The 21,098-nt window shown below is 64.0% G+C and carries 17 protein-coding genes and 4 pseudogenes; 18 read left to right on the forward strand and 3 right to left on the reverse strand.

From position 1 onward, the window contains the following. Window positions 1–41 precede the first annotated feature (41 nt). The 7 genes and pseudogenes from ilvN (at window position 42) to ACSKB8_RS21000 (ending at window position 7,315) form a co-directional block, all read left to right on the forward strand. Entirely contained in the window at window positions 42–584 is a 543-nt protein-coding gene (gene ilvN, locus ACSKB8_RS20970; protein ID WP_091878999.1) for an acetolactate synthase small subunit, read from the forward strand. Between the two features lie 3 nt (window positions 585–587). Further along, the gene (locus ACSKB8_RS20975) at window positions 588–1,283 is read left to right on the forward strand and encodes a class I SAM-dependent methyltransferase (RefSeq protein ID WP_370990882.1); all 696 of its coding nucleotides are present in this window, start codon (window positions 588–590) and stop codon (window positions 1,281–1,283) included. A 48-nt stretch (window positions 1,284–1,331) separates the two neighbouring features. Then, entirely contained in the window at window positions 1,332–2,222 is an 891-nt protein-coding gene (locus tag ACSKB8_RS20980; RefSeq protein ID WP_438106093.1) for an EamA family transporter, read from the forward strand. Between the two features lie 7 nt (window positions 2,223–2,229). Then, window positions 2,230–2,833 (forward strand): annotated as a pseudogene (locus ACSKB8_RS20985) (LysE family translocator). 133 nt (window positions 2,834–2,966) lie between these two features. Then, window positions 2,967–3,986, forward strand: a complete 1,020-nt coding sequence (gene ilvC, locus ACSKB8_RS20990; RefSeq protein ID WP_035700280.1) for a ketol-acid reductoisomerase — start codon at window positions 2,967–2,969, stop codon at window positions 3,984–3,986. 503 nt (window positions 3,987–4,489) lie between these two features. Further along, the gene (locus tag ACSKB8_RS20995) at window positions 4,490–5,341 is read left to right on the forward strand and encodes an SDR family oxidoreductase (protein WP_438106095.1); all 852 of its coding nucleotides are present in this window, start codon (window positions 4,490–4,492) and stop codon (window positions 5,339–5,341) included. Window positions 5,342–5,602: 261 nt separating this feature from the next. Continuing rightward, window positions 5,603–7,315 (forward strand): sulfatase-like hydrolase/transferase, encoded by a 1,713-nt coding sequence (locus ACSKB8_RS21000; RefSeq protein ID WP_438106097.1) that lies wholly within the window; start codon window positions 5,603–5,605, stop codon window positions 7,313–7,315. Window positions 7,316–7,424: 109 nt separating this feature from the next. On the opposite strand, the gene ACSKB8_RS21005 is transcribed toward ACSKB8_RS21000, so the two are convergent. Together ACSKB8_RS21005 and ACSKB8_RS21010 are read right to left on the reverse strand one after the other, a co-directional pair. Next, window positions 7,425–8,984 carry a glycine betaine ABC transporter substrate-binding protein gene (locus tag ACSKB8_RS21005; RefSeq protein ID WP_438106099.1) on the reverse strand — a complete coding sequence of 520 codons (1,560 nt, stop codon included), beginning with the start codon at window positions 8,982–8,984 and terminating at the stop codon, window positions 7,425–7,427. After that, window positions 8,981–9,763: an ATP-binding cassette domain-containing protein gene (locus ACSKB8_RS21010; protein WP_438110603.1), complete on the reverse strand. Its 783-nt coding sequence runs from the start codon at window positions 9,761–9,763 to the stop codon at window positions 8,981–8,983. The genes ACSKB8_RS21005 and ACSKB8_RS21010 overlap by 4 nt, the downstream gene beginning before the upstream one ends. Before the next feature lie 279 nt (window positions 9,764–10,042). Between ACSKB8_RS21010 and ACSKB8_RS21015 the strand changes: the two genes are divergently transcribed. Next, the gene (locus ACSKB8_RS21015; RefSeq protein ID WP_091878976.1) at window positions 10,043–10,861 is read left to right on the forward strand and encodes an ABC transporter ATP-binding protein; all 819 of its coding nucleotides are present in this window, start codon (window positions 10,043–10,045) and stop codon (window positions 10,859–10,861) included. Then, window positions 10,861–11,648, forward strand: a pseudogene (locus tag ACSKB8_RS21020) (ABC transporter permease). Before ACSKB8_RS21015 ends, ACSKB8_RS21020 begins: the two are co-directional and overlap by 1 nt. A gap of 174 nt (window positions 11,649–11,822) precedes the next feature. Here ACSKB8_RS21020 and ACSKB8_RS21025 read toward each other — a convergent pair. Then, window positions 11,823–12,272, reverse strand: coding sequence for a cupin domain-containing protein (locus ACSKB8_RS21025; RefSeq protein ID WP_438106102.1), 450 nt, complete (start codon window positions 12,270–12,272; stop codon window positions 11,823–11,825). A gap of 138 nt (window positions 12,273–12,410) precedes the next feature. Here ACSKB8_RS21025 and ACSKB8_RS21030 point away from each other — a divergent pair, with 138 nt between their 5' ends. The 9 genes and pseudogenes from ACSKB8_RS21030 to ACSKB8_RS21070 all read left to right on the forward strand — a co-directional run bounded on the left by ACSKB8_RS21030 (window position 12,411) and on the right by ACSKB8_RS21070 (window position 20,908). Next, on the forward strand, window positions 12,411–13,436 hold the full coding sequence (locus tag ACSKB8_RS21030; protein ID WP_438106104.1) for an ABC transporter substrate-binding protein: 1,026 nt from the start codon (window positions 12,411–12,413) through the stop codon (window positions 13,434–13,436). A gap of 29 nt (window positions 13,437–13,465) precedes the next feature. Next, window positions 13,466–14,170, forward strand: coding sequence for an NUDIX hydrolase (locus ACSKB8_RS21035; protein ID WP_438106106.1), 705 nt, complete (start codon window positions 13,466–13,468; stop codon window positions 14,168–14,170). Between the two features lie 95 nt (window positions 14,171–14,265). Beyond that, window positions 14,266–15,588: an ABC transporter substrate-binding protein gene (locus ACSKB8_RS21040; protein ID WP_438106107.1), complete on the forward strand. Its 1,323-nt coding sequence runs from the start codon at window positions 14,266–14,268 to the stop codon at window positions 15,586–15,588. A gap of 15 nt (window positions 15,589–15,603) precedes the next feature. Beyond that, window positions 15,604–16,371 (forward strand): ABC transporter ATP-binding protein, encoded by a 768-nt coding sequence (locus ACSKB8_RS21045; protein WP_128935945.1) that lies wholly within the window; start codon window positions 15,604–15,606, stop codon window positions 16,369–16,371. A gap of 3 nt (window positions 16,372–16,374) precedes the next feature. Then, the gene (locus tag ACSKB8_RS21050; RefSeq protein WP_438106109.1) at window positions 16,375–17,079 is read left to right on the forward strand and encodes an ABC transporter ATP-binding protein; all 705 of its coding nucleotides are present in this window, start codon (window positions 16,375–16,377) and stop codon (window positions 17,077–17,079) included. Between the two features lie 6 nt (window positions 17,080–17,085). Further along, a complete protein-coding gene (locus tag ACSKB8_RS21055; RefSeq protein WP_370987522.1) occupies window positions 17,086–17,967 on the forward strand; it encodes a branched-chain amino acid ABC transporter permease in 882 nt (293 codons plus the stop codon). Then, window positions 17,964–18,975: pseudogene (locus tag ACSKB8_RS21060) on the forward strand (branched-chain amino acid ABC transporter permease). Before ACSKB8_RS21055 ends, ACSKB8_RS21060 begins: the two are co-directional and overlap by 4 nt. Then, a pseudogene (locus tag ACSKB8_RS21065) lies at window positions 18,944–19,874 on the forward strand (polyphosphate kinase 2 family protein). Before ACSKB8_RS21060 ends, ACSKB8_RS21065 begins: the two co-directional pseudogenes overlap by 32 nt. Continuing rightward, complete coding sequence (locus tag ACSKB8_RS21070; protein ID WP_438106111.1) at window positions 19,871–20,908, forward strand: patatin-like phospholipase family protein; 1,038 nt, start codon at window positions 19,871–19,873, stop codon at window positions 20,906–20,908. The pseudogene ACSKB8_RS21065 and the gene ACSKB8_RS21070 overlap by 4 nt, the downstream one beginning before the upstream one ends. The last annotated feature ends 190 nt before the right edge of the window (window positions 20,909–21,098 follow it).

The following is a 21,098-nucleotide window of genomic DNA, read 5'->3' on the forward strand; positions in this document are numbered from 1 at the left end:
GCCTTCGCAGGGCGTGACGAGAGACATTTGAGGGGACGACAATGAACCAGCCGGCATCTGCCTACTTCATCGAGGACCGCCACGATCCCAACGAGACGCACACGCTCGCGGTGCTCGTGCAGAACGAGCCGGGCGTGCTCGCGCGCGTCATCGGCCTGTTCTCGGGCCGCGGCTACAACATCGAAAGTCTCACGGTCTCGGAGACCGAGGCCCAGAAGCATCTGTCGCGCATCACCATCGTCACCACCGGCACGCCGATGGTGATCGAGCAGATCAAGCACCAGCTCGATCGCATGATCCCGGTCTACCGCGTCGTCGACATGACCCAGACCAAGCGCTCGATCGAGCGCGAGCTTGCCATGGTGAAGGTGCGCGGGCAGGGCGAGCACCGCGTCGAGGCGCTCAGGCTGGCGGATGCGTTCCGCGCCCGTGTGATCGATGCAACCACCGAGAGCTTTGTGTTCGAGATCACAGGCAACACTGAAAAGATCAACCAATATATCGACCTTATGCGTCCGCTCGGCCTCGTCGAGGTGTCGCGCACCGGCGTTGCCGCGATTGGTCGCGGGCCTGAAGGGATGTGAACCATGCTGGCGCGCGACTGGTACTATAACGAGCGGAACCGGATGGGGATCGAGCCCGCGGTGGCGTCGATCTATGACAACCATGACGATGCCGATCTGCGGGCGCGCGCCGCGCTGAAAATGCTCGGGGTCCAGCGCGGCTGGCGCATCGCCGACATCGGCTGCGGCAACGGCGTGCTCGCGACCGAAGGGGCGCTGATAGGTGCAGAGGTCGATGCCATCGATATCTCGCCCGCGATGCTGGCGCTCGCCGAAATCTATGCACGTGACCGCAAGGCGCCGGTCCGCACCCAGTCGGCCGGCCTGCTGAGCTTCTCCTACCGGCCGGAATCCTACGATTTGATCGTCAGCGAGTTCACGCTGCATCATCTGCCGGACTTCTGGAAGGCAGTGGCGATATCGCGGATCTATCGCGCGCTGAAGCCGGGCGCGAGCTTCTACCTGCGCGACATCGTCTACGCTTCGATGCCGGATGCGATCGAGCGCGATGTCGAGCAATGGGCGGACTTCCAGATCAAGAACCACGACTTTTCGCGCGAAGGCGTGGTCACGCACATGCGCGACGAATATTCCACCTTCGGCTGGGTGATGGAGCGGATGCTGACCGACGTCGGCTTCACGCTGATCTCGGCCGATTATCACGCCCCCATGCACGGCACTTATCTGCTGAGGAAACCGAAAGCCGGCGAGCAAGGCTAGACAGAAAAAGCAACAGGGCTGCACGATAGTGCAGAACCGGGAACAACAATGAAGCCGGCTGACATCCTCATCGCCATCCTGGTGGCGATCATCTGGGGGCTTGCCTTCGTGGCGAGCCGGATCACGCTCGACGAACTGTCACCGGAGTTGATGACGGCGCTACGCTTCACCATCGCTGCGGTCCCATGCCTGTTCATTCGCAAGCCGAAGATTGCCTGGTCGCTCCTGATCGCGATCAGCTTCACGCTGTTTCTCGGCCAGTTCCTGTCCCAGGCCTATGGTATCGCCCATGGCGTGCCGGTGGGGCTGACCAGTGTCGTCGTGCAGAGCCAGGCGCTCTTCACCATCGGCTTTGCCGCGCTCGCATTCGGCGAGCGGCCGACGCCGATGCAGGCACTCGGCACCGGCATTGCTGCGATCGGTCTTCTGATGATCTGCGGCACTGTCGGCTATGATTTCAGCGCTGCTGCGTTTGCGGTGCTGATGATCTCGCCAGTCAGCTTTGCCGTCGGCAATCTCTTGCTGCGTGGCGCCCGCGGCGTGCCCATGTTCGACCTGTTCGCGTGGTTATGTCTCGCCTCGGCGATACCGCTGTTCGCGCTGGCGCTTATCGCCAACCGCCCGGCGTCGACCTGGACATCGCTGACCCACATCTCGCTGACGTCGGCGCTCTGCATGCTGGCGCTTGGCGGCGTCTCGACAAGCATCGCCTATTGGCTGTGGGGTCGGCTACTGCGCGACTATCCAGCCGCCCAAGTGGTGCCGTTCGCGCTGCTGGTGCCGTTCGTGGGATCGGCGGCCTCCAGCGTCGTGTTCGGCGAGCGGTTCGGACCCCTAAGGCTCGCCGGCATGCTGACCGTGATCGGCGGTATCGCGGTGATGGTGCTGGCGAAGCGGCCCAAGGCGTTGCCTGAAGAGCCGCTGCCCAAAGTCGCGTGAGGTGAGCATGTCCCAATCACTGTTCTATGCCTTTCTCATCTTCATGGTCGTGATGTACTTCACGCCCGGGCCGAACAACATCATGCTGCTGTCCTCGGGCCTGACCTACGGCTTCCGGCGCACCATCCCCCACATCGTCGGGATCGTCATCGGCTTTGCCTTCATGGTGGCCGCGGTCGGCCTCGGGCTCGGCACCGTGTTTCTGGCCTATCCGATCCTCCAGACCATCCTGAAATATGCCGGTGCGGCCTACCTGATCTATCTCGCCGCCGCGATCGCCATGTCCGGCCCGACCAAGCCGGACAAGGGGGGCGGCCGCGGCCCGATGACCTTCTGGGGCGCGGCGATGTTCCAATGGATCAACGCCAAAGGCTGGGTGATTGTGATCGGCACCATTACCGCCTACGCGGCGATCGCCCAATTCCCGCTCAACATCGCAATCCAGACCGTGATCAGCCTGCTCGTCGGCGCGGTTTCGACCGTGGTCTGGGCTCTGTTCGGCTCCGCATTGCGGCCGGTCCTGACCTCAGAGCGGCTGGTCCGCGCCTTCAATATCCTGATGGCGGTGCTGGCTGCTCGCTTCCCTCTACCCCGTCTTCATGGATGCATGATGCCGCAGATTTCCATGCAGAAACGGGTTTCCCAGGGGCCCTAAAATGCTCTAGACAGCCCCCGAAATCCGTCAATTCACCTTCGAAAGACCTGACCATCGGCCGATTCCGGCCCCGAACGAGGAAACGAACTATGCGTGTTTATTACGATCGCGACGCCGACCTGAACCTGATCAAGGGCAAGAAGGTCGCCATCGTCGGCTATGGCAGCCAGGGCCACGCCCATGCGCTCAACCTGAAGGACTCCGGCGTCAAGGAGGTGGCGATTGCGCTGCGCAAGGGTTCGGCATCGGCCAAGAAGGCGGAGAACGCCGGCTTCAAGGTGATGGAAGTCGCCGAAGCCGCCAAATGGGCCGACCTCGTCATGATGCTGACCCCGGACGAGCTCCAGGGCGACATCTACCGCGAGCACCTGCACGACAACATGAAGAAGGGCGCCGCCCTCGTGTTCGCGCATGGCCTCAACGTCCACTTCAACCTGCTCGACCCGCGCGCCGACCTCGACGTGCTGATGATCGCGCCGAAGGGCCCCGGCCACACCGTGCGCTCGGAGTATCAGCGCGGCGGCGGTGTGCCCTGCCTGATCGCGATCGCCAAGGATGTCTCGGGCAACGCCCATGACCTCGGCCTGTCCTATGCGTCCGCCATCGGCGGCGGCCGCGCCGGCATCATCGAAACCACCTTCAAGGAAGAGTGCGAGACCGACCTGTTCGGCGAGCAGGTGGTGCTCTGCGGCGGCCTGGTCGAGCTGATCAAGGGCGGCTACGAGACCCTGGTCGAAGCCGGCTACGCCCCGGAGATGGCCTATTTCGAGTGCCTGCACGAAGTGAAGCTGATCGTCGACCTGATCTATGAAGGCGGCATCGCCAACATGAACTACTCCATCTCCAACACCGCCGAGTACGGCGAGTATGTCACCGGTCCGCGCATCATCACCGACGAGACCAAGAAGGAGATGCGGAAGGTTCTCGCCGACATCCAGGGCGGCAAGTTCGCCCGCGACTGGATGCTCGAGAACAAGGTCAACCAGACCTCGTTCAAGGCGACCCGCGCCAAGCTCGCCGCGCACCCGATCGAAGAAGTCGGCGCGAAACTCCGCGACATGATGCCCTGGATCAAGAAGGGCGCGCTGGTCGATAAGAGCAAGAACTAAGCCGATTATACCCCGGACGCAGCGCAGCACTCTGGTGATGCGCTGCTGATCCGGGTCCAATGCGGCCTCTGGGTCCCGGCTCTGGGCTTCGCTTCGCTGCGCTTGTCCGGGACACGAGCGAACACAACTTTCGCTCGCCAAACCAAATCTTAAGCCCTTCGCGATTAGGGTCGAGCGAGATCGCGGACAGCGGTCTCGCTCTTTCCTCCTCGCGCGAAGCATTGCTGCTTCATTCAAATTCTTCGCGAGCTGACGCGCTGCTTGAGCGACAAGAACTGACGCTTAAACCACATTCTTGGTCTCGCGTCGTTTTTCAAGGCTTCTTAGAACTTCCTGATCGTCAAAATCGCTGCATCGTCAGAGCCAAGGATTTGGCTCTTCATCCCTCTTTTTAACGCGCCTTCGACTCATGGCGCACCTGCTGCGCGGACTTCCGAGCTGGGCGGCATTGCGCCCCGGCACCTTCCTCCTACATGATTGCGGGAACTCGAGGGGAGGGGACCATGCGATCTGTCGTCGTCACCGGCGCATCCACCGGCATTGGCTGGGCAGTTGCGAAATTTCTGATCGGGCGTGGCTATCGCGTGTTCGGCAGTGTCCGCAAGCAGGCCGACGCCGACCGGCTCAAGAGTGAGTTCGGCACCAATTTCACGCCATTGCTGTTCGACGTCACCGACGAGGCAGCAGTCCTCGCTGCTGCGCGAAAAGTTCGCGAGGCGCTGGGCGGCGAGACGCTGGCGGGGCTCGTCAACAATGCAGGCATCGCGGTCGCCGGCCCCGTGCTCGAATTGTCGCTCGACGATTTCCGCCGCCAGATGGACGTCAACGTCATCGGTCCGGTCATCGCAACGCAGGCGTTCGGGCCGCTGCTCGGCGCAGACGCCGCGCTGAAGGGGCCGAAGGGCCGGATCGTGATGATCAGCTCGGTCGCCGGCAAGAACGGCAATCCGCTGGCGGCACCTTACAGCACCTCCAAGCATGCCATCGAAGGCCTGTCGGAGAGTTTGCGCCGCGAACTGATGCTGTTCGGCATCGACGTCATCATCGTCGCGCCCGGCGCGGTGAAGACGCCGATCTGGAGCAAGGCCGAAGAGATCGACCTCTCCGTCTACCAGAACTCGCCCTATCTGCCGGCACTTAACAAGGCGATGGCGTTCATGATGGACATCGGCGCCAAGGGCCTGCCCGCCGAGCGTATCGCCGAAGTGGTGTTCGAGGCGCTGACGGCGGCAAGCCCAAAGGTGCGTTACCAGATCACGCCGGATCCGCTCCGCCATCTGATCGGCGCCATGCTGCCGAAACGGACGCTGGACCGCATCATCGCCAAGCGCCTCGGGCTGCTGCCGCAGGGGTGACCGACGTTCAGCTCGCCTCGGCCGTCCATCCTACGCCAAGCCCTGACGTTGCGAGGAGCGGCCTGCCGGGCCTGCGGCCCACGTCTCCCGCTAACAATAAGCGAAAGTCGGATCGCCGGACGCGTTGCCTGTCATTGACTGTTCCATTACAGTTTTATGACACGGCGCAGGCTTCCGGCTGCGCCGGGCGCCGCTAGCCGTCTTGAGGCCGGCCAGACCGCTTTGGCATCACCGCGCCGGACCAGAAGTTGCGTGTCGTCGATGGCGTCCGCGCCCAATCCAGGTCCTTCTGCCACGACCGCCGTGCTGGCGAGCGTCGCCGCGCTCGGCATCTGGCGGCTGCTCGCGGTCACAGCGCCCCATTTCGCAGCGATCGCGCTGATGTACGAGACCGAGACCGATTTCGGCTCGCGCCTCTCCTTCGCGCTGGCCTGGGGCATCCTCAATTTCTTCTGGATCACGCTGCTGCGGCGGCCGGCCCTATCGGGCGCGCTGTCGCTGACCATGGTCGTCGTGCTGGTGCTGCTGTCCCGGCTCAAGCACGACGTCGTGCAGATGACGGTCAACTTCATCGACCTGATGATGATCGACCGCGACACCGTCGCATTCCTGTTCACGATCTTCCCGAATTTGCGCTGGTCGGTGATCCTGGCCGGCCTCGTCACGCTGCCGCTGATGTATGCGCTGTGGTGGCTCGATCCGTTCCGCATCCGCCGTCTGCCGGCGTTCACCTGCAAGCTCGCCTGCCTTGCCGCGCTGGTCGGCTATTCGCTCTATCATCCTGATGAAGCCTGGCGCGGCTATTACGACGACGGCTATCTCTCGAAATTCTTCCGCTCCGGCGTCACCGCGGTCGCCGATTTCGTGCAGTACGGTTTCATGGAATCCGCCGCCGCGACCAACGAGCGGCTCAACGTGCCGCTGGTCGATGAGTGCCACCCTGCGGGTCGCCGGCCCAACATCATCATGATCCACGATGAATTGAGCTTCGACATCCGCGCCGCGCAGGGCATCAAGGTGCCGCCGCGCTACGGTGACCACTTCAAGTCCTGGGACGGCAAGCAGCGCACGTTCCTGGCCGAGAGCAATGGCGGGCCGAGCTGGTTCACCGAATACAACGTGCTTGCGGGGCTCTCCTCGCGTTCGTTCGGCCGCTTCGCCTATTTCGTGACGCGCATCGCCTCGAACCGCGTCGAGCGCGGCCTGCCGTTGGCGCTGCGCCGTTGCGGCTACGACACGATGTCGCTGTATCCCGCCCATGGCGGCTTCATGGGCGCGCGCAGCTTCCAGATCACGACCGGCATCGAACGCTTCCTCGACTCGAAGGATCTCGGCGCCAAGGACGTCGAGCCGGACTCCTTCTTCTACGACAAGGCGCTTCAGCTGATGGGGCAACAGCCGCCGAACAAGCCGCTGTTCACCTTCATCTATCTCGGTGCCAATCATTTCCCCTGGGAGACGCGCTTCCGCCCCGATCTGATGCCGAACTGGCGCGCGCCCGGCAACGTGCCGTCGATTGACGAATATCTGCGCCGCCAGGCGATGAGCGCCGAGCAGTACAGGACTTTCGTCGCCGGCCTGAAGAAGAATTTTCCCGGCGAGCCTTTCCTGATCGTGCGCTACGGAGATCACCAGCCGGAATTTGCGCCGAACCTGCTCGAGCCCGGGCTCGACGAGGGCGCTCTCGGCAAGAAGCTCGACGCTTACGATCCGCGTCTCTACGCAACCTATTACGCGATCGACGCCGTCAATTTCGAGCCGGTGAAGAGCGACGCCGTGATGGACACGATCGACGGCCCGTATCTGCCGCTGGTGATCCAGGAGGCCGCCGGCATCCCGCTCGATCCGTCCTTCGCCGAGCAGAAGGCGATCATGCTCCGCTGCAAGGGCATCTTCTACGGCTGCAAGGACGGCGCCGAGGCGCGGCGGCTGAACCGGCTGCTGATCAACGCGGGGATAATCCGGGGCCTGTAGCGCTGATCGCTGGTGGGCAAAGCGAAGCGTGCCCACCATCTTGTCGCGCGTGTCCAAAGACGGTGGGCACGGCGCTTACGCGCCTTTGCCCACCCTACGAAATCCCGTCCTACCGCCCGCCCACCTTCTCCCACAGCCACTTCGCCACCGCATCGGGCGATGAATTCGCATCGTTGCCGCTGGCGCGCAAATTGGCTTCGCGCATGGTCGCGATGTCGATCCTGCCGAGAAGCGGTTTGAGCGCCGCCTGTAGCCGCTCATCGCTGGCGCGCTTCGGCGCGAGCAACAGGATCGCGTCGTAGGGCGGGATCGCGTGCCTGGGATCATCGAGCGCGACGAGATCGTATTTCGCGATCAGGCCGTCGCTGGTGTAGCCGGCGATCACGTCGACCTCGCCGCTGGCGACCGCGGCATACATGAAGTCCGGCTGCATCTGACGTTGGGCGCGGAAGGTAAGGCCGTAGGCCTTTTGCAGCGCGGCCCATTCGGGGCGCGAGAAGAACTCGTAGTCGCCGGCAATCGACATCGTCGATGTGTGCGCGGCGAGATCGGCGATGCTGCGGATGCCAAGCACCTCGGCGCGCCTTCTCGGCATCACCAACGCATAGGCATTCTCGAATCCGAGCTCGCCGAGCAAGGTGATGTTCTCTTTTGCGAGGGCTGTCTTCAGCTCTGCGAGCAGCTCCGCGCGCGGCTTGATGTCGGTGCGATGCAACTGGTTGGCCCAGAGCGTACCGGAATAGTCGACATAGAGATCGATGTCCCCGGCCTTCAGTGCCTCGAAGATCACGCTGGAGCCGAGGCCGGATCGCGCGGTGGCGGAAAGTCCGGCCGCCTGGAGGCGGTCCCTGAGCAGCGCCGACAGCACATATTGCTCGGCGAAGGTCTTGGCGCCGACCACATAGCTCTGCGACGAGCGTCCCAGCGTCGGCACCAGCGTGGCAGCGACAAGTGCGGCGAGCCCGATCGCGCCGAGCCCGGCGCGCATGCGCCTGCGTTGGCGCAGACCGGTCTCGATCAGGCCGAGCAGCTGATCGACGGCAAGCGCGAGCAGGGCCGAGGCCAGGCAGCCGAACAGCACGAACACCCAGTTCTGGGTCTGAAGCCCGGCGAAGATGTAATTGCCGAGGCTGGTCTGCCCGATCGGCGTCGACAGCGTCGCCGTGCCGATCACCCACACCGCGGCGGTGCGGATGCCCGCCATCATCACCGGCAGCGCCAGCGGCAGTTCGACCATGACCAGCGACTGCCGTGCGGTCATTCCGACACCCTTGGCGGCTTCGAGCAGCGCCGGATCGATGCCGTTGAGACCGGTGATGCCATTGCGCAGCACCGGCAACATCGAATAGAGCGCGAGCGCCAGCATCGCCGGGAGGAAGCCGAAAGCGGAGAAGGAGACGCCGAACCAGGCGAGCGTGACGGAAGCCGCCAGCAGCAGCAGCGGATAGAACAGCGCAAGCAGCGCCAGCCCAGGCACGGTCTGCACGATGCTGGCGAACGCGAGCAGCATGCCGCGCGGCGCCGGGCGATTGCGTGTCAGGATGGCCAGTGGCAGGCTGACGGCGAGACCGAGCGCGAGCGCGGCAAGGCTTACCCGCACATGGTTGCCGAGATAGTCGGGCAAATGCGACAGCGCCTCGCCCCAGCGCGGGTCGGTGAAGAAGCTCATGCCCCACCGCCCTGCGGCAACAGCGCATTCAATCGCTCGACCTGGCGCCGGGGCGTGCGCAACAGCTCCAGCACATAGGCGTCGCCACTCTTTGACAGCTCTGCCGGCGTGCCCTGGGCCAGCAGCGTTCCAGCGCGCATCACCGCAATGCGGTCGGCCAGCAAAATCGCCTCTGTCATGTCATGCGTGATCATCACGGTGGTCAGGCCGAGCTTGCGGTGCAGGTCGCGAAAATCCTCGCCGAGCGCATCGCGGGTGAGGGGATCGAGCGCGCCGAACGGCTCATCCATCAGCATGATGTGGGGCTTTGCCGCGAGCGCCCGCGCCACGCCGACGCGCTGGCGCTGGCCACCCGAGAGCTCTTCCGGCAGCCGGTCGCGATGTCCGGCACGGTCGAGCTGCACGAGCTCCAGCAGTTCGTCGACACGCGCGGCGATGTCCGTCGCCGACGCGCCCAGCAGTCTTGGCGTGATCCCGATATTGTCGGCAACGCTCAGATGCGGAAACAGCCCACCGGCCTGGAACACGTAGCCGATCCGCCGCCGCAGCGCGACCGGATCGACATTTCGCACGTCCTCGCCCTCGATCGTGATCGTGCCGCCATCCGCCTCGATCAGCCGGTTGGCGAGCCGCAGCAGGGTGGTCTTGCCGGAGCCCGAGCCGCCGACGATGGCCACAAATTCGCCTTCGGCGATGTCGAGCGATACATCGTCGACGGCCTTGAGCGGGCCGAAGCTCTTGGTGACATGCGCATAGCTGATCATCGGCCTGGAGGGCATCACGGGTGGGCTCGCTCTTCTCTCACCCTCCCCTGGAGGGGGAGGGTCGATCGCGCGCAGCGCGAGCGGGGTGGGGTGATCTCTCCACTCGGGCACTGTTCTTCGCAGAGAGACATTCACCCCACCCCGTCTCACATTTCGCTGCGCTTATGTGAGCCGACCCTCCCCCTCCAGGGAGGGTAAGAGCACGGCAAGACCCCATGCGTAGCACGCTTGGCGCCTTGATTGAACTTGGCCGCGCGAGCGGCTAAGGCATCGGTCCAGGTTTGGAGGAAGCACATGACGACGCCCACGGCGGTGGCGCTGGAAGATGCCAAGGTCGCGTTCCGCCTCGGGGACGGCCGGGTCTATACGGCGGTTGAGAAAGCCCATCTCGCGGTGGCGCAGGGCGAGTTCGTCGCCATTGTCGGCCCGACCGGCTGCGGGAAATCCACGCTGCTCAACGTTGCCGCCGGGCTGCTCAAGCCCGCAGCCGGCAGCGTCAGGATATTCGACCAGCCGCTCGCGGGGCTGAACCGGGATGCCGGCTACCTGTTCCAGGCCGACGCGCTGTTCCCGTGGAAGACCGCCCTCGACAACGTCGCCATCGGGCTCGAGATCAAGGGCACGCCGCGCTCCGAAGCGCTGCCGCGGGCGCAGCAATGGCTGACCTCCGTCGGCCTCGGCGCCTTCGCGAACCGCTATCCGCACATGCTCTCGGGCGGCCAGCGCAAGCGCGTGGCGCTGGCGCAGGTGCTGATCCGCGATCCAAAAATCCTGCTGATGGACGAGCCGTTCGGGCCGCTCGATGCGCAGACGCGCCAGGTCATGGGCAACCTGCTGCTCGACCTCTGGAACGCCGACCGCAAGGCGGTTCTGTTCGTCACCCACGACCTCGAAGAGGCGATCGCACTCGCCGACCGCGTCGTGATCATGTCGGCGGGGCCGTCCTCGCGCATCATCGGCGACTGGCGCGTCAGCTTGCCGCGCCCGCGCGATATTTTCGAGGTGCGGCTCGACAAGGAGTTTCACTCACTGCATCGCGAGATCTGGAGCGTGCTGAAGGACGAGGTGATGAAGGGTTACGAGCAGTCCACGCACGCGAAGGAAGCGGTCTGATGTCGCGCCCGACGCTGCTTGCGCTGCAAGTTCTGGTCGCGGTCGTCTGCATTGTGCTGTGGCAAGTGCTGTCGACCGTCCCCGTGTTCGGCAAGACCTGCTGCCGCCGTTTTTCTTCTCCAACCCGTTCGACGTGTTCAACCAGATCGTGAAGTGGTTCGCGTCCGGCGTGATCTGGAAGCATCTCGGCATTACGCTCGCGGAATTGATCCTGGCGTTCTTGATCGGATCGCTCGGCGGCGTGCTGGTCGGCTTCTGGTTTGCGCGCCAGCCGCTGGTTGCGGCCGTGTTCGACCCTTACGTCAAAATGGTCAACGCGCTGCCGCGCGTGGTGCTGGCGCCGATCTTCGCGCTGTGGCTCGGCCTCGGCATCTGGTCCAAGGTCGCGCTCGGCGTGACGCTGGTGTTCTTCATCGTCTTCTTCAACGTCTATCAGGGCGTGAAGGAAGTCAGTCGCACCGTGCTCGACAACGGCCGCATGCTCGGCATGAGTGAGCGGCAGCTGATGCAGCACGTCTATTGGCCCTCGGCGCTGTCCTGGATGTTCTCCTCGCTGCACACCTCGGTCGGCTTCGCCGTGGTCGGTGCGGTCGTCGGCGAATATCTGGGATCGGCGGCTGGGCTCGGCTATCTCATTCAGCAGGCCGAAGGCATCTTCGACGTCGCCGGCGTGTTCGCCGGCATGTTCGTGCTGTCGGCCTTCGTCATCCTGATCGACTTTGGGGTGACGCTGGTGGAGCGGCGGCTGTTGGTGTGGCGGCCGACGGCGTCGGACGGGCGGGGATAGCAGTAAGAAAATTAGTTTCTGATTGCGAGCCACATCCAAGGTGCGCTCCCTCCCCCGCCTGCGGGGAGGGTTGGGGAGAGGGTGTCTCCACTTGCGAGAGCCCCCAAGAGGAGAGAACCCTCACCCGCGCCTTCGGCGCGACCTCTCCCGCAAGCGGGAGAGGTGAAGACAAGCTCAATCCAGCAGCTTGGTGTCGTCGGGCGCCTGCGGTGGCGTCTTGATCGCGATCGCCTTGACCTGGCCGCTGATCGGCTTGGTGCCGCCATGCGGCGTGCCCTTCGGGATGATTACGAGGTCACCGGGCTTCACCGTCACCTCCTTGTCGCCGAGCCAGATCGTCCCGGTGCCATCCAGGATGTACTGGATCTCGTTGGTGTTGGGATGCAGGTGCTTGGGCACGTTGCCGACCTGGATCGAGATGGTGGCACCGTCCGCGCTCGCGAACATTTTGGAGCGGAAGCCGACGGCGTTGGCGGGACCGAGCGCGTCGCCTTCCATCTCGCCGGTATGGATGATCTGCGCGGTGATGTTTTCAGCGGCGAGCGCAGGCCGGAGCAGGTGGGTGGCGCCGCATCCGGCGGCAAAGGCGGCGGCGATCGACAGCCCGGCAGCAAGGCGATTCATGGATGATCCTCCCCATCGAGAATTGTTCTTGTTTGGGCATGCTATTGCGCCGAAAGGCCGATGGCCAGCCCACATAGGCGGTGCTTCTCAAGCCAGCCCCGCTGCTCGATGGTGCCGCCGGCCGAACGGAGGAAACCAATGAAGAACACGATTGCCAGGCTCGCCGGCGCGCTGCTCGCGCTGACGCTCACCACCTCGCTTGCCGCGGCGCAAAGCAAGGTCACCATCGCGGTCGGCGGCGGCTCTTGCCTGTGCTATCTGCCCACCGTGCTGGCCAAGCAGCTCGGCGAGTACGAGAAGGCCGGCGTCAATGTCGAGCTGGTCGACCTCAAGGGCGGCTCGGACGCGCTGAAGGCCGTGCTCGGCGGCAGCGCCGACGTGGTCTCCGGTTATTTCGACCATTGCGTCAATCTCGCTGCCAAGAAGCAGGAGCTTCAGGCCTTCGTGGTCTATGACCGCTATCCCGGCCTCGTTCTGGTGGTCGCGCCATCGCGCACCAACGACATCAAGTCGGTGAAGGACCTTGCCGGCAAGAAGGTCGGCGTGAGTGCGCCCGGCTCCTCGACCGACTTCTTCCTCAAATACATGCTCAAGAAGAACGGCCTCGATCCCGCCGGCACCGCCGTGATCGGCGTCGGCCTCGGCGCCACCGCGGTCGCCGCCATGGAGCAGGGCCAGATCGACGCGGCCGTGATGCTCGATCCTTCCGTCACCGTGCTGCAGGGCAGCCACAAGGATCTGCGCATCCTTTCGGACACCCGCACCCAGAAGGACACGCTCGAGACGTTCGGCGGCGAATATCCGGGCGGCGCGCTGTACTCGACGGCGGCCTGGGTCAACGGCCACGCGAAGGAGACGCAGGCGCTCACCAACGCGATCCTGGCGACGCTGACCTGGATCCACTCGCACTCGCCCGAGGAGATCATGGCGAAGATGCCGGAGGAGGCGGTCGGCAAGAACAAGGACCTCGATCTCGCCGCGCTGAAGAACACGATCCCGATGTTCTCCGAAACCGGCAAGATGGACCCGAAGGGCGCCGACGCCGTGCTTGCGGTGTTCAGCGTCGGTTCGCCCGAAGTGGCGAACGCCAAGATCGACGTCAGCAAGACCTTTACCAACAAATTCGTCGATCAGGCCAAGAAGACGACGGGGAATGTCAAATAGCTGACGCGAAGGCGAAGTAGTCAGGCGTCATGACGTCACCGGTCATTCATCGCGTTGCGACGCTTGATCTTGCGGTGCGGCCGATCGTGTGGCCGTTCGCGGAGGAGCGCCGCGCCGAGATCGCGGCGCATTTCGCCGAGAAGCAGCGCGAGCGGCCGAAGATCTGGAACGGCCGCGTCCTGCTCGGGCGCGATGCCGTGTTCACGGACGGCCATCTCGCCGCGACTTATTTCGAGACCGATTTCGCCAGCTTCCTCGCCTGGCGCGACTGGGGCTTTCCTGATCCGGCCGTGTTCAACGGCTTTGGCATGGGCGCGCTGCGCACCTCCGACGGCGCCTTCGTGATGGGCGAGATGGCGCACCACACCGCCAATGCCGGCCGCATCTATTTCCCGTCGGGAACGCCCGACCTCGACGACATCAGGGCTGGCGCCCTCGATATACCCGGCAGCGTCGTCCGCGAGATCGCGGAGGAGACCGGCCTCACCGTGGCCGACTATGCCGCGGAGGCAGACTGGCACTGCGTGGTCTCCGGCCGTGCGATTGCGATGATTCAGGTCCTCAACCTGGATATGCCGGGCGAGGTGGCCCGCGCCCGGATCGAAGCCAATCTGGCGCGCGAGGTCGAGCCCGAACTGTCGGCTATCCATCTCGTGCGCGGAATGAGCGATCTCACGCCGACCATGCCGCGATTTGTCACGGCCTTTATTGCGGAGCAGTTCGCCTCTCGCTGACGCGCGAGGCTTGACATCGCTTCGCTCACCCCATGTGATGGGCGAAAAAGCAAGATCAACAAGAATGCGATGCACAATCGTCCAGGGAGGTTTTGATGCGCCTGCGCATGGCTGCCCGTTTGGTACGTGGGCTGTTGGTCGCGATATCAGCGACGGGCTTGGCGGTGTCCGCCCAGGCCCAAGATCAAGCCAAAGAGAAAAAGATCAAGATCGGCGTCGTCTTTGATTTGACCGGACCTCTCGCGGGCGGCGGGTCCGAGCTGAACTATGTCGGCGCAAAGATCATCCTCGATCATTTCGCCAAGACCGGTGTCGAGGGTTACAAGATCGAGGCCGTCTACGCCGACGCGCAAAGCAAGCCTGACATCGCCATCAACGAATCCGTCCGCCTGCTCGAGCAGGAGAAGGTCGACATGGTGCTCGGCTTCTTCTCCTCGGCGCAATGCGTGCCGGTCGCGGCCCGTGTCGAGCAGCTCAAGAAATTCATGTGGATCACGACTTGCATCTCGTCGGCCGTGTTCAACGAGAAGGGCTACAAATATGTGTTCCGCCCGCAAGCGAGCGGCGACCAGTTCGGCATGATGACGATGGATTTCATCGCGCAGAACGCCAAGGAGAAGTTCGGCAAGGAGCCGAAGGACCTGCGCGTCGCCATCATCCACGAGGACGGCGCCTATGGCGTCGACGTCTCCAAGGGCAATGAGGCCGGTGCGAAGAAGGCCGGCTTCAATGTCGTGCTGAAGGAAGGTTACTCGGCGACCGCGCCTGATCTCTCCGCGCTGGTGACCAAGCTGAAGCGCGCCAAGCCCGATGTCATCTTCCACACCGGCTACAACCCCGACATCACGCTGCTGCTGCGCCAGGCCCGCGAGCAGGGATTGAAGTTCGGCGCGCTGATGGGACATGGCGCCGGCTACGGCGTCTACGAGAAGCTGAAGGAAGGCATGGGCGCAGACGCCGCCTACATCTTCAACGCCGATCCGATCTCGATCTGGCTCGCCAACCAGAAGACCATCGATCCGAAGCTGCCGCCCGTCATCAAGATGGTCGGCGAGGAGTTCGACAGGATCAAGCCGGGAGTCGCGATCCGCTCGGCCCATGTCGGCATCGGCGCGTCCAACACGTATTTATTCATGAGCGACGTGCTGCCGCGCGCGATCAAGAAGTATGGCGGTGTCGATCCCGACGCGCTGCGCAAGGCGGCGCTCGACACCGACATTCCCGAGGGCGGCACCATGCTCGGCTTCGGCGTGAAGTTCTACGGTGAGGGCACGCCGATGGCCGGGCAGAACGAACGCTCCTTTCCCGTCGTGATCCAGTACATCGACGACAAGTCCTCTGTGGTATGGCCCAAGAGCCAGGCGCAGCGCGAGGCGGTGCTGCCGCTGCCGAAAGGCACCACCTACAGCAACCAGTAGCGGCGGAGTGCTTCGGTGTTGGAAGTCAGCGGGCTGGTGAAGCGGTTTGGCGGCTTCACGGCCGTCAACAACGTCTCGTTCAGGGTCGACCAGGGCGAGATCCTCGGCCTGATCGGCCCCAACGGTTCGGGCAAGAGCACGATCTTCAACATGCTCTCCGGCACGCTGGTGCCGAGCTCCGGATCGATCCTGTTCGCCGGGCATGAGATCGCAGGTCTTGCGCCGCACCGGATCATCAACCGCGGCATCGGCCGCACCTTCCAGATTCCGCGGCCCTTCCGTCGCCTCACCATCTTCGAGAATGTCGCGCTCGCCGGCTTCTACGGCCAGGGCCGCCACAGTCGCGTCAAGGCCGAGGAAGCGGCCGAGCGGTCGCTGGCGATGGTCGGCCTGCCGACCGATCGCCATGCCAGTGTCGATGGCCTTGGCGCAGCCGGCTTGAAGAAGCTCGAGCTTGCGAAGGCGCTCGCCACCGCGCCGAAGCTGTTGCTGGCGGACGAAAGCCTCGGCGGCCTCGACGAGGCCGAGATGGATCAGGCCGCCGACATGCTGCGCAACATCCGCGACGAGCTCGGTATCACCATCATCTGGGTCGAGCACATCATGGGCGTGCTGATGCGCGTCGTCGATCGCGTCATGGTGCTCGATCACGGCGAGAAGATATCGGAGGGACTGCCCAGCGCGGTTGCCGGAGACCCACGGGTGATCGAGGTCTATCTCGGCACCGATGCCGAGACCACGCAGGCCGCGGCCGCCGAGGCGCGCCGCCGCGCGGGAGGTTAGCCGATGCTGGAGCTCCGCGGCGTCAATGCCGGCTATGGCACGTTCCAGGCGCTGTTCGATGTCAATCTCGACGTCAAGGCCGGCGAGGCCGTCGGCGTCATCGGGCCCAACGGCGCCGGCAAGACCACCTTGATGCGCATCATCTCCGGCCTGATCCGGCCGTCGCGCGGCTCGATCAAAATGGAAAGCATCGACGTCGTGGCGACGCCGGCGCACAAGATCGTCAGCCTCGGCATTGCGCATGTGCCGGAGAACCGCCGGTTGTTTCCGCAGCTTTCGGTCGACGACAATCTCAAGATGGGCGCCTTCATCAAGGAGGCGCGCGCCCACTATGCCGAGCGGCTCGACGTCGTGTTCGACCTGTTTCCGCGCCTGAAGGAGCGACGCCACCAGATGGCCGGCACCATGTCCGGCGGCGAGCAGCAGATGTGCGCGATCGGCCGCGCGATGATGTCCAATCCGAAACTCCTGCTGCTCGACGAGCCGTCGGCAGGCCTCGCGCCGGTCGTGGTGCAGCAGGTGTTCGAGCTGGTGAAGCGGATCCGCGCCAGCGGCCTGACCGTGCTGATCGTCGAGCAGAACGTGCAGCAGGTGCTGAAAGTGGTCGACCGAGCCTATCTGATCGAGGCGGGCACGATCCGCGCCTCCGGCACCTCGGCCGAGATGCTGGCGAGCGACACGGTCAAGGAAGCGTATCTCGGGGTGTGAGGGGGCATGCAGGCATTTCTGGACGTCTTCGATATTTATCTGCTGGAGGCCGTGATCAACGGCATCCTGCTCGGCGGCGTGCTGGCGTTGCTCGCGCTCGGCCTCAACCTGATCTTCGGCGTCATCGACGTGACCTGGATCTGCTATGCCGAGCTCGTGATGATCGGCATGTACGCCATGTATTTCATGGTGCAGTACTACGGGGTCAGCTATTTCATCGCCGCTCCCTTGACCGTCCTGCTGGTCGCGCTCCTCGGGGCGGCGCTGCACTACCTCGTGATCGCGCCGCTGCTCACGGCACCGCCGATCAATCAGTTGCTCGCGACCGGCGGTGTGCTGTTCGTGCTGCAGAGCTTTGCCACCGTCGCCTTCGGCATCGACTTCCGCAACCTCGGCATCCGCCTGCCGGTGCTCGCCTTCGGCGACATGAATTTCAGCTACGCACGGCTGCTGTCGTTCGTGGCGGCACTGGTCGGCATGGTCGCGGTCTATCTGTTCATGACGCGAACCTTCACCGGCACCGCGATCCGCGCCATCTCGCAGGACCGGCAGATCATGGCGCTGATGGGCGTCGACGCCAAGCGGATCTATCTCATCACGTCCGCACTCGGCGGTGCGCTGGCCGGGCTCGCGGCCTGCCTCCTGGTGCTGCAATATGACGTGCATCCCTTCGTCGGCCTCTCCTTCGGGCCGATCACCTTCCTGATCTGCGTGCTCGGCGGCTTAGGCAACTTCATCGGCGGCTTCATCGCCTCGTTCCTGTTCGCCGAGATCATCTCGCTCGGCGGCCTGTTCTCCGACCTGGAATGGGGCTATGTGCTCGCCTTCGCCTTCTTCATCGTCATGATGTTCATCCGGCCCGCGGGCCTCCTGGCGAGGCGCCGATGATGGGGCAGGGGCGGATTGCAGCTTGGGGGATAGGGCTGGCGGCGCTGGTCGCGCTGCCCTTCGTCTATCGCGATCCTTATCATCTGCACATCCTGGTACTGATCCTGATCTGGTCGTTCGCCTACACGTCCTGGTCGATGATGGGGCGGTTCGGCCTGGTCTCGCTCGGGCACGGCGGCTTCATGGGGATCGGCGCCTACGTCACCGCGCTCTTGTGGAATCACCTCGGCCTCTCGCCATGGATCGGCATTCCCGTCAGCATGATCGCGGCCGGGGCGCTGGCGCTGATCGTCGGCTATCCCTGCTTTCGTTTCCGCATCACCGGGCATTATTTCGTGCTCGTGACGCTGGCGCTGTCAGGCATCGTGCTCCAAGTCATCACCGCGACGCGCGACTATACCGGCGGCTCGCTCGGCTACACGCCGAACCGTGCGTCCGGCAACAAGCTGCTGGCGCTGCAATTCGACGACAAGACCACCTGGTATCTGATCGCACTTGCGATTTGGCTTTTCGGCATCGTGGTCTGGCACTGGGTCGACCGCAGCATGGCTCGCCATGCGCTGGAGGCGATCTCGGAGGACGAGGACGCCGCGGCCGCGGCCGGTGTCGACGTCACCGCCGAGAAGCTGAAGATCACGCTGCTCAGCGCGCTGATGACGGCGCTCGCCGGCGCGATCTACTGCCAGTACCAGATGTTCATCACGCCCGACACCGTCAGCGGCATCGCGGTGTCGCTGCAGATGGTGTTCGCGGCCATCGTCGGCGGCCTGTTCGTCTCGCTCGGCCCGACCGTCGGCGCCATCATCACCATCCTGCTCGCGGAGAGCTTGCGCATCGGCTTCGGCACCAAGGCGGTCGGCTGGGACAATCTCGTCTATGGCGTGCTGCTCGTGCTTTTCATCATATTTCTTCCCAAGGGCATTCTTGGTAGCGTGCTCGACAGATTGAAGCCGCAACGCAAGGTGTCCTCGAACTCATGAGCAAGAAGCCGTCCAAGTCGATCGCTGACCAGCTCGACCGTTACATCACGCCGTTCCGTTACGACGGATCCGGCAAGTTTCACCTCAAGGACCACAAGACCGACGAGAAGGGCGATCTCGACAAGGAGACGGCGCAGGAGATCCTCGATGCCAACAAGAAGCGGCTGATCGCGTTTCAGGAGAAGCTCTACGCGCAGGACCGCTGGTCGCTCCTGATCGTACTCCAGGCCATGGACGCCGGCGGCAAGGACAGTGCGATCAAAGCGATCTTCGAGGGCATCAATCCGCAGGGCTGCGAGGTCCGTGCCTTCAAGGCGCCGAACAGCAAGGAGCTCGACCACGACTTCCTCTGGCGCCACGTCGTCGCTCTGCCGGAGCGCGGCCATATCGGCATCTTCAACCGCTCCCATTACGAGGAATGCCTGGTGACGCGGGTGCATCCGGAGATCCTCGCCAAGGAGAAGCTGCCGGCAAAGCTCGTCACGAAGAACATCTGGAAGGAGCGGTTCGAGGACATCTCCGCCTTCGAGCGCTATCTCGGCCGCAACGGCACCGTGGTGCTGAAGTTCTTCCTCAACGTCTCCAGGGAGGAGCAGCGCCTGCGCTTCCTCGAACCGGCTGGAAGAGCCGGCCAAGCAGTGGAAGTTCTCGATGGATGACATCAAGGAGCGCGCGCTGTGGCCGCGCTACCAGGCGGTCTATCAGGACATCGTCCGCCACACGTCGACACCTCATGCGCCGTGGTACGTCGTGCCCGCCGACCACAAATGGTTCGCGCGCGTCGTGATCGGCTCCGTGATCAATGCTGCGCTCGAAAAGCTGGACCTGCGCTTTCCGCGTGCTGACAGGGCCTCGTTGCAGGAATTCGAGCAAGTGCGCAAGGCGCTGGAGAAAGAGGGGACGGGAGGCAGGAAGCGGGCAAAGTGACAGCCAACGGGACCGCGAACCGCAAGAACGTCAACTTCGCGCTGCAGGGCGGCGGCGCGCACGGCGCCTTCGTCTGGGGCGTGCTCGACCAGGTGCTCGAGGATGGCCGGCTCGCGATCGAGGCGATCAGCGCCACCAGCGCCGGCGCGATGAATGCGGTGGCGATGGCCTCCGGCATGGCGAACGGAGGCGCGGAGGCGGCGCGGCAGAGCCTGCACGCATTCTGGTACGAAGTGTCGCGCATGGACTTGGCGTACGATTTGCTCTCGCCGCTGAACCAGTGGATCCAGGCCCTGAAGCTGCCGCCGGAATATCATCCGGTCCACGCCTTCATCCACACGCTGACGCACACGCTGCCGCCGAACCTGCTCAATCCCTTCAACTTCAATCCGCTCCGCGCGCTGCTGCAGCGCGTGATCGATTTCGACCGGCTCAACTCTTCGCCCGAGGCGCCAGAGCTGTTTCTCAATGCCACCAACGTCCGCACCGGCAAGATCAAGGTGTTCCAGAGTCCGTTTCTCAGCGCGGAAACCGTGCTCGCCTCGGCCTGCCTGCCACCCTATTTTCAGGCCGTCGAGATCGACGGCGAGCATTATTGGGATGGCGGCTATCTCGGCAATCCCGCGATCTTTCCGCTGATCTACCGCAAGGGCAGTCACGACGTTATCATCGTGCAGGTCACGGCGATCCGGCGCGACGAGCTGCCGACCAGCGCGGCCGATGTCCTCCACCGCATCAACGAGATCAGCTTCAATTCGTCCTTGATGCGCGAGATGCGCGCGATCGCCTTCGCCACGCGGTTGATCGACGACGGCGAGCTCGACAGCGACAGGCATAGCCGCATGTACATGCACTGGATCGGCAACGACCTGCTGATGTCGCAGCTCGGTACGGCCACGCAATTCCACCCGGACTGGAGCCTGTTGTGTCGCCTGCGCGACGAGGGCCGCGAGGCGGCGCGAAGCTGGCTGGCGCGAAACTTCGACCGGGTCGGAAAGTCCTCGACGGTCGACCTGACAGACATGTTTCTCTAGGCGGCGCGAGCCGGCCATGGATAATAATTGCGAAAACAACCCCATGCACAGTAGTCGGGGATAGCGGAATCAATGGCTTGCCGGCCACGTCGTGCTTGTGCGGATTTTACGAAATTGGTTTGACGCGTCGGGCAAAACAGGCGCATAATGTCACTATGCCCCGTCCAGGGAACTCGCGCGTTCAAATGTG

This window comes from Bradyrhizobium sp. BR 1432 (assembly GCF_051547705.1).
Taxonomy (GTDB): domain Bacteria; phylum Pseudomonadota; class Alphaproteobacteria; order Rhizobiales; family Xanthobacteraceae; genus Bradyrhizobium; species Bradyrhizobium zhanjiangense.

Excerpts from the sequence above, each read along its gene's own strand:
- ilvN (WP_091878999.1), top strand. The coding sequence starts at position 42 with ATGAACCAGCCGGCATCTGCCTACTTCATCGAGGACCGCCACGATCCC.
- ACSKB8_RS20975 (WP_370990882.1), top strand. The coding sequence starts at position 588 with ATGCTGGCGCGCGACTGGTACTATAACGAGCGGAACCGGATGGGGATC.
- ACSKB8_RS20980 (WP_438106093.1), top strand. The coding sequence starts at position 1,332 with ATGAAGCCGGCTGACATCCTCATCGCCATCCTGGTGGCGATCATCTGG.
- ilvC (WP_035700280.1), top strand. The coding sequence starts at position 2,967 with ATGCGTGTTTATTACGATCGCGACGCCGACCTGAACCTGATCAAGGGC.
- ACSKB8_RS20995 (WP_438106095.1), top strand. The coding sequence starts at position 4,490 with ATGCGATCTGTCGTCGTCACCGGCGCATCCACCGGCATTGGCTGGGCA.
- ACSKB8_RS21000 (WP_438106097.1), top strand. The coding sequence starts at position 5,603 with ATGGCGTCCGCGCCCAATCCAGGTCCTTCTGCCACGACCGCCGTGCTG.
- ACSKB8_RS21005 (WP_438106099.1), bottom strand. The coding sequence starts at position 8,984 with ATGAGCTTCTTCACCGACCCGCGCTGGGGCGAGGCGCTGTCGCATTTG.
- ACSKB8_RS21010 (WP_438110603.1), bottom strand. The coding sequence starts at position 9,763 with ATGCCCTCCAGGCCGATGATCAGCTATGCGCATGTCACCAAGAGCTTC.
- ACSKB8_RS21015 (WP_091878976.1), top strand. The coding sequence starts at position 10,043 with ATGACGACGCCCACGGCGGTGGCGCTGGAAGATGCCAAGGTCGCGTTC.
- ACSKB8_RS21025 (WP_438106102.1), bottom strand. The coding sequence starts at position 12,272 with ATGAATCGCCTTGCTGCCGGGCTGTCGATCGCCGCCGCCTTTGCCGCC.
- ACSKB8_RS21030 (WP_438106104.1), top strand. The coding sequence starts at position 12,411 with ATGAAGAACACGATTGCCAGGCTCGCCGGCGCGCTGCTCGCGCTGACG.
- ACSKB8_RS21035 (WP_438106106.1), top strand. The coding sequence starts at position 13,466 with ATGACGTCACCGGTCATTCATCGCGTTGCGACGCTTGATCTTGCGGTG.
- ACSKB8_RS21040 (WP_438106107.1), top strand. The coding sequence starts at position 14,266 with ATGCGCCTGCGCATGGCTGCCCGTTTGGTACGTGGGCTGTTGGTCGCG.
- ACSKB8_RS21050 (WP_438106109.1), top strand. The coding sequence starts at position 16,375 with ATGCTGGAGCTCCGCGGCGTCAATGCCGGCTATGGCACGTTCCAGGCG.
- ACSKB8_RS21055 (WP_370987522.1), top strand. The coding sequence starts at position 17,086 with ATGCAGGCATTTCTGGACGTCTTCGATATTTATCTGCTGGAGGCCGTG.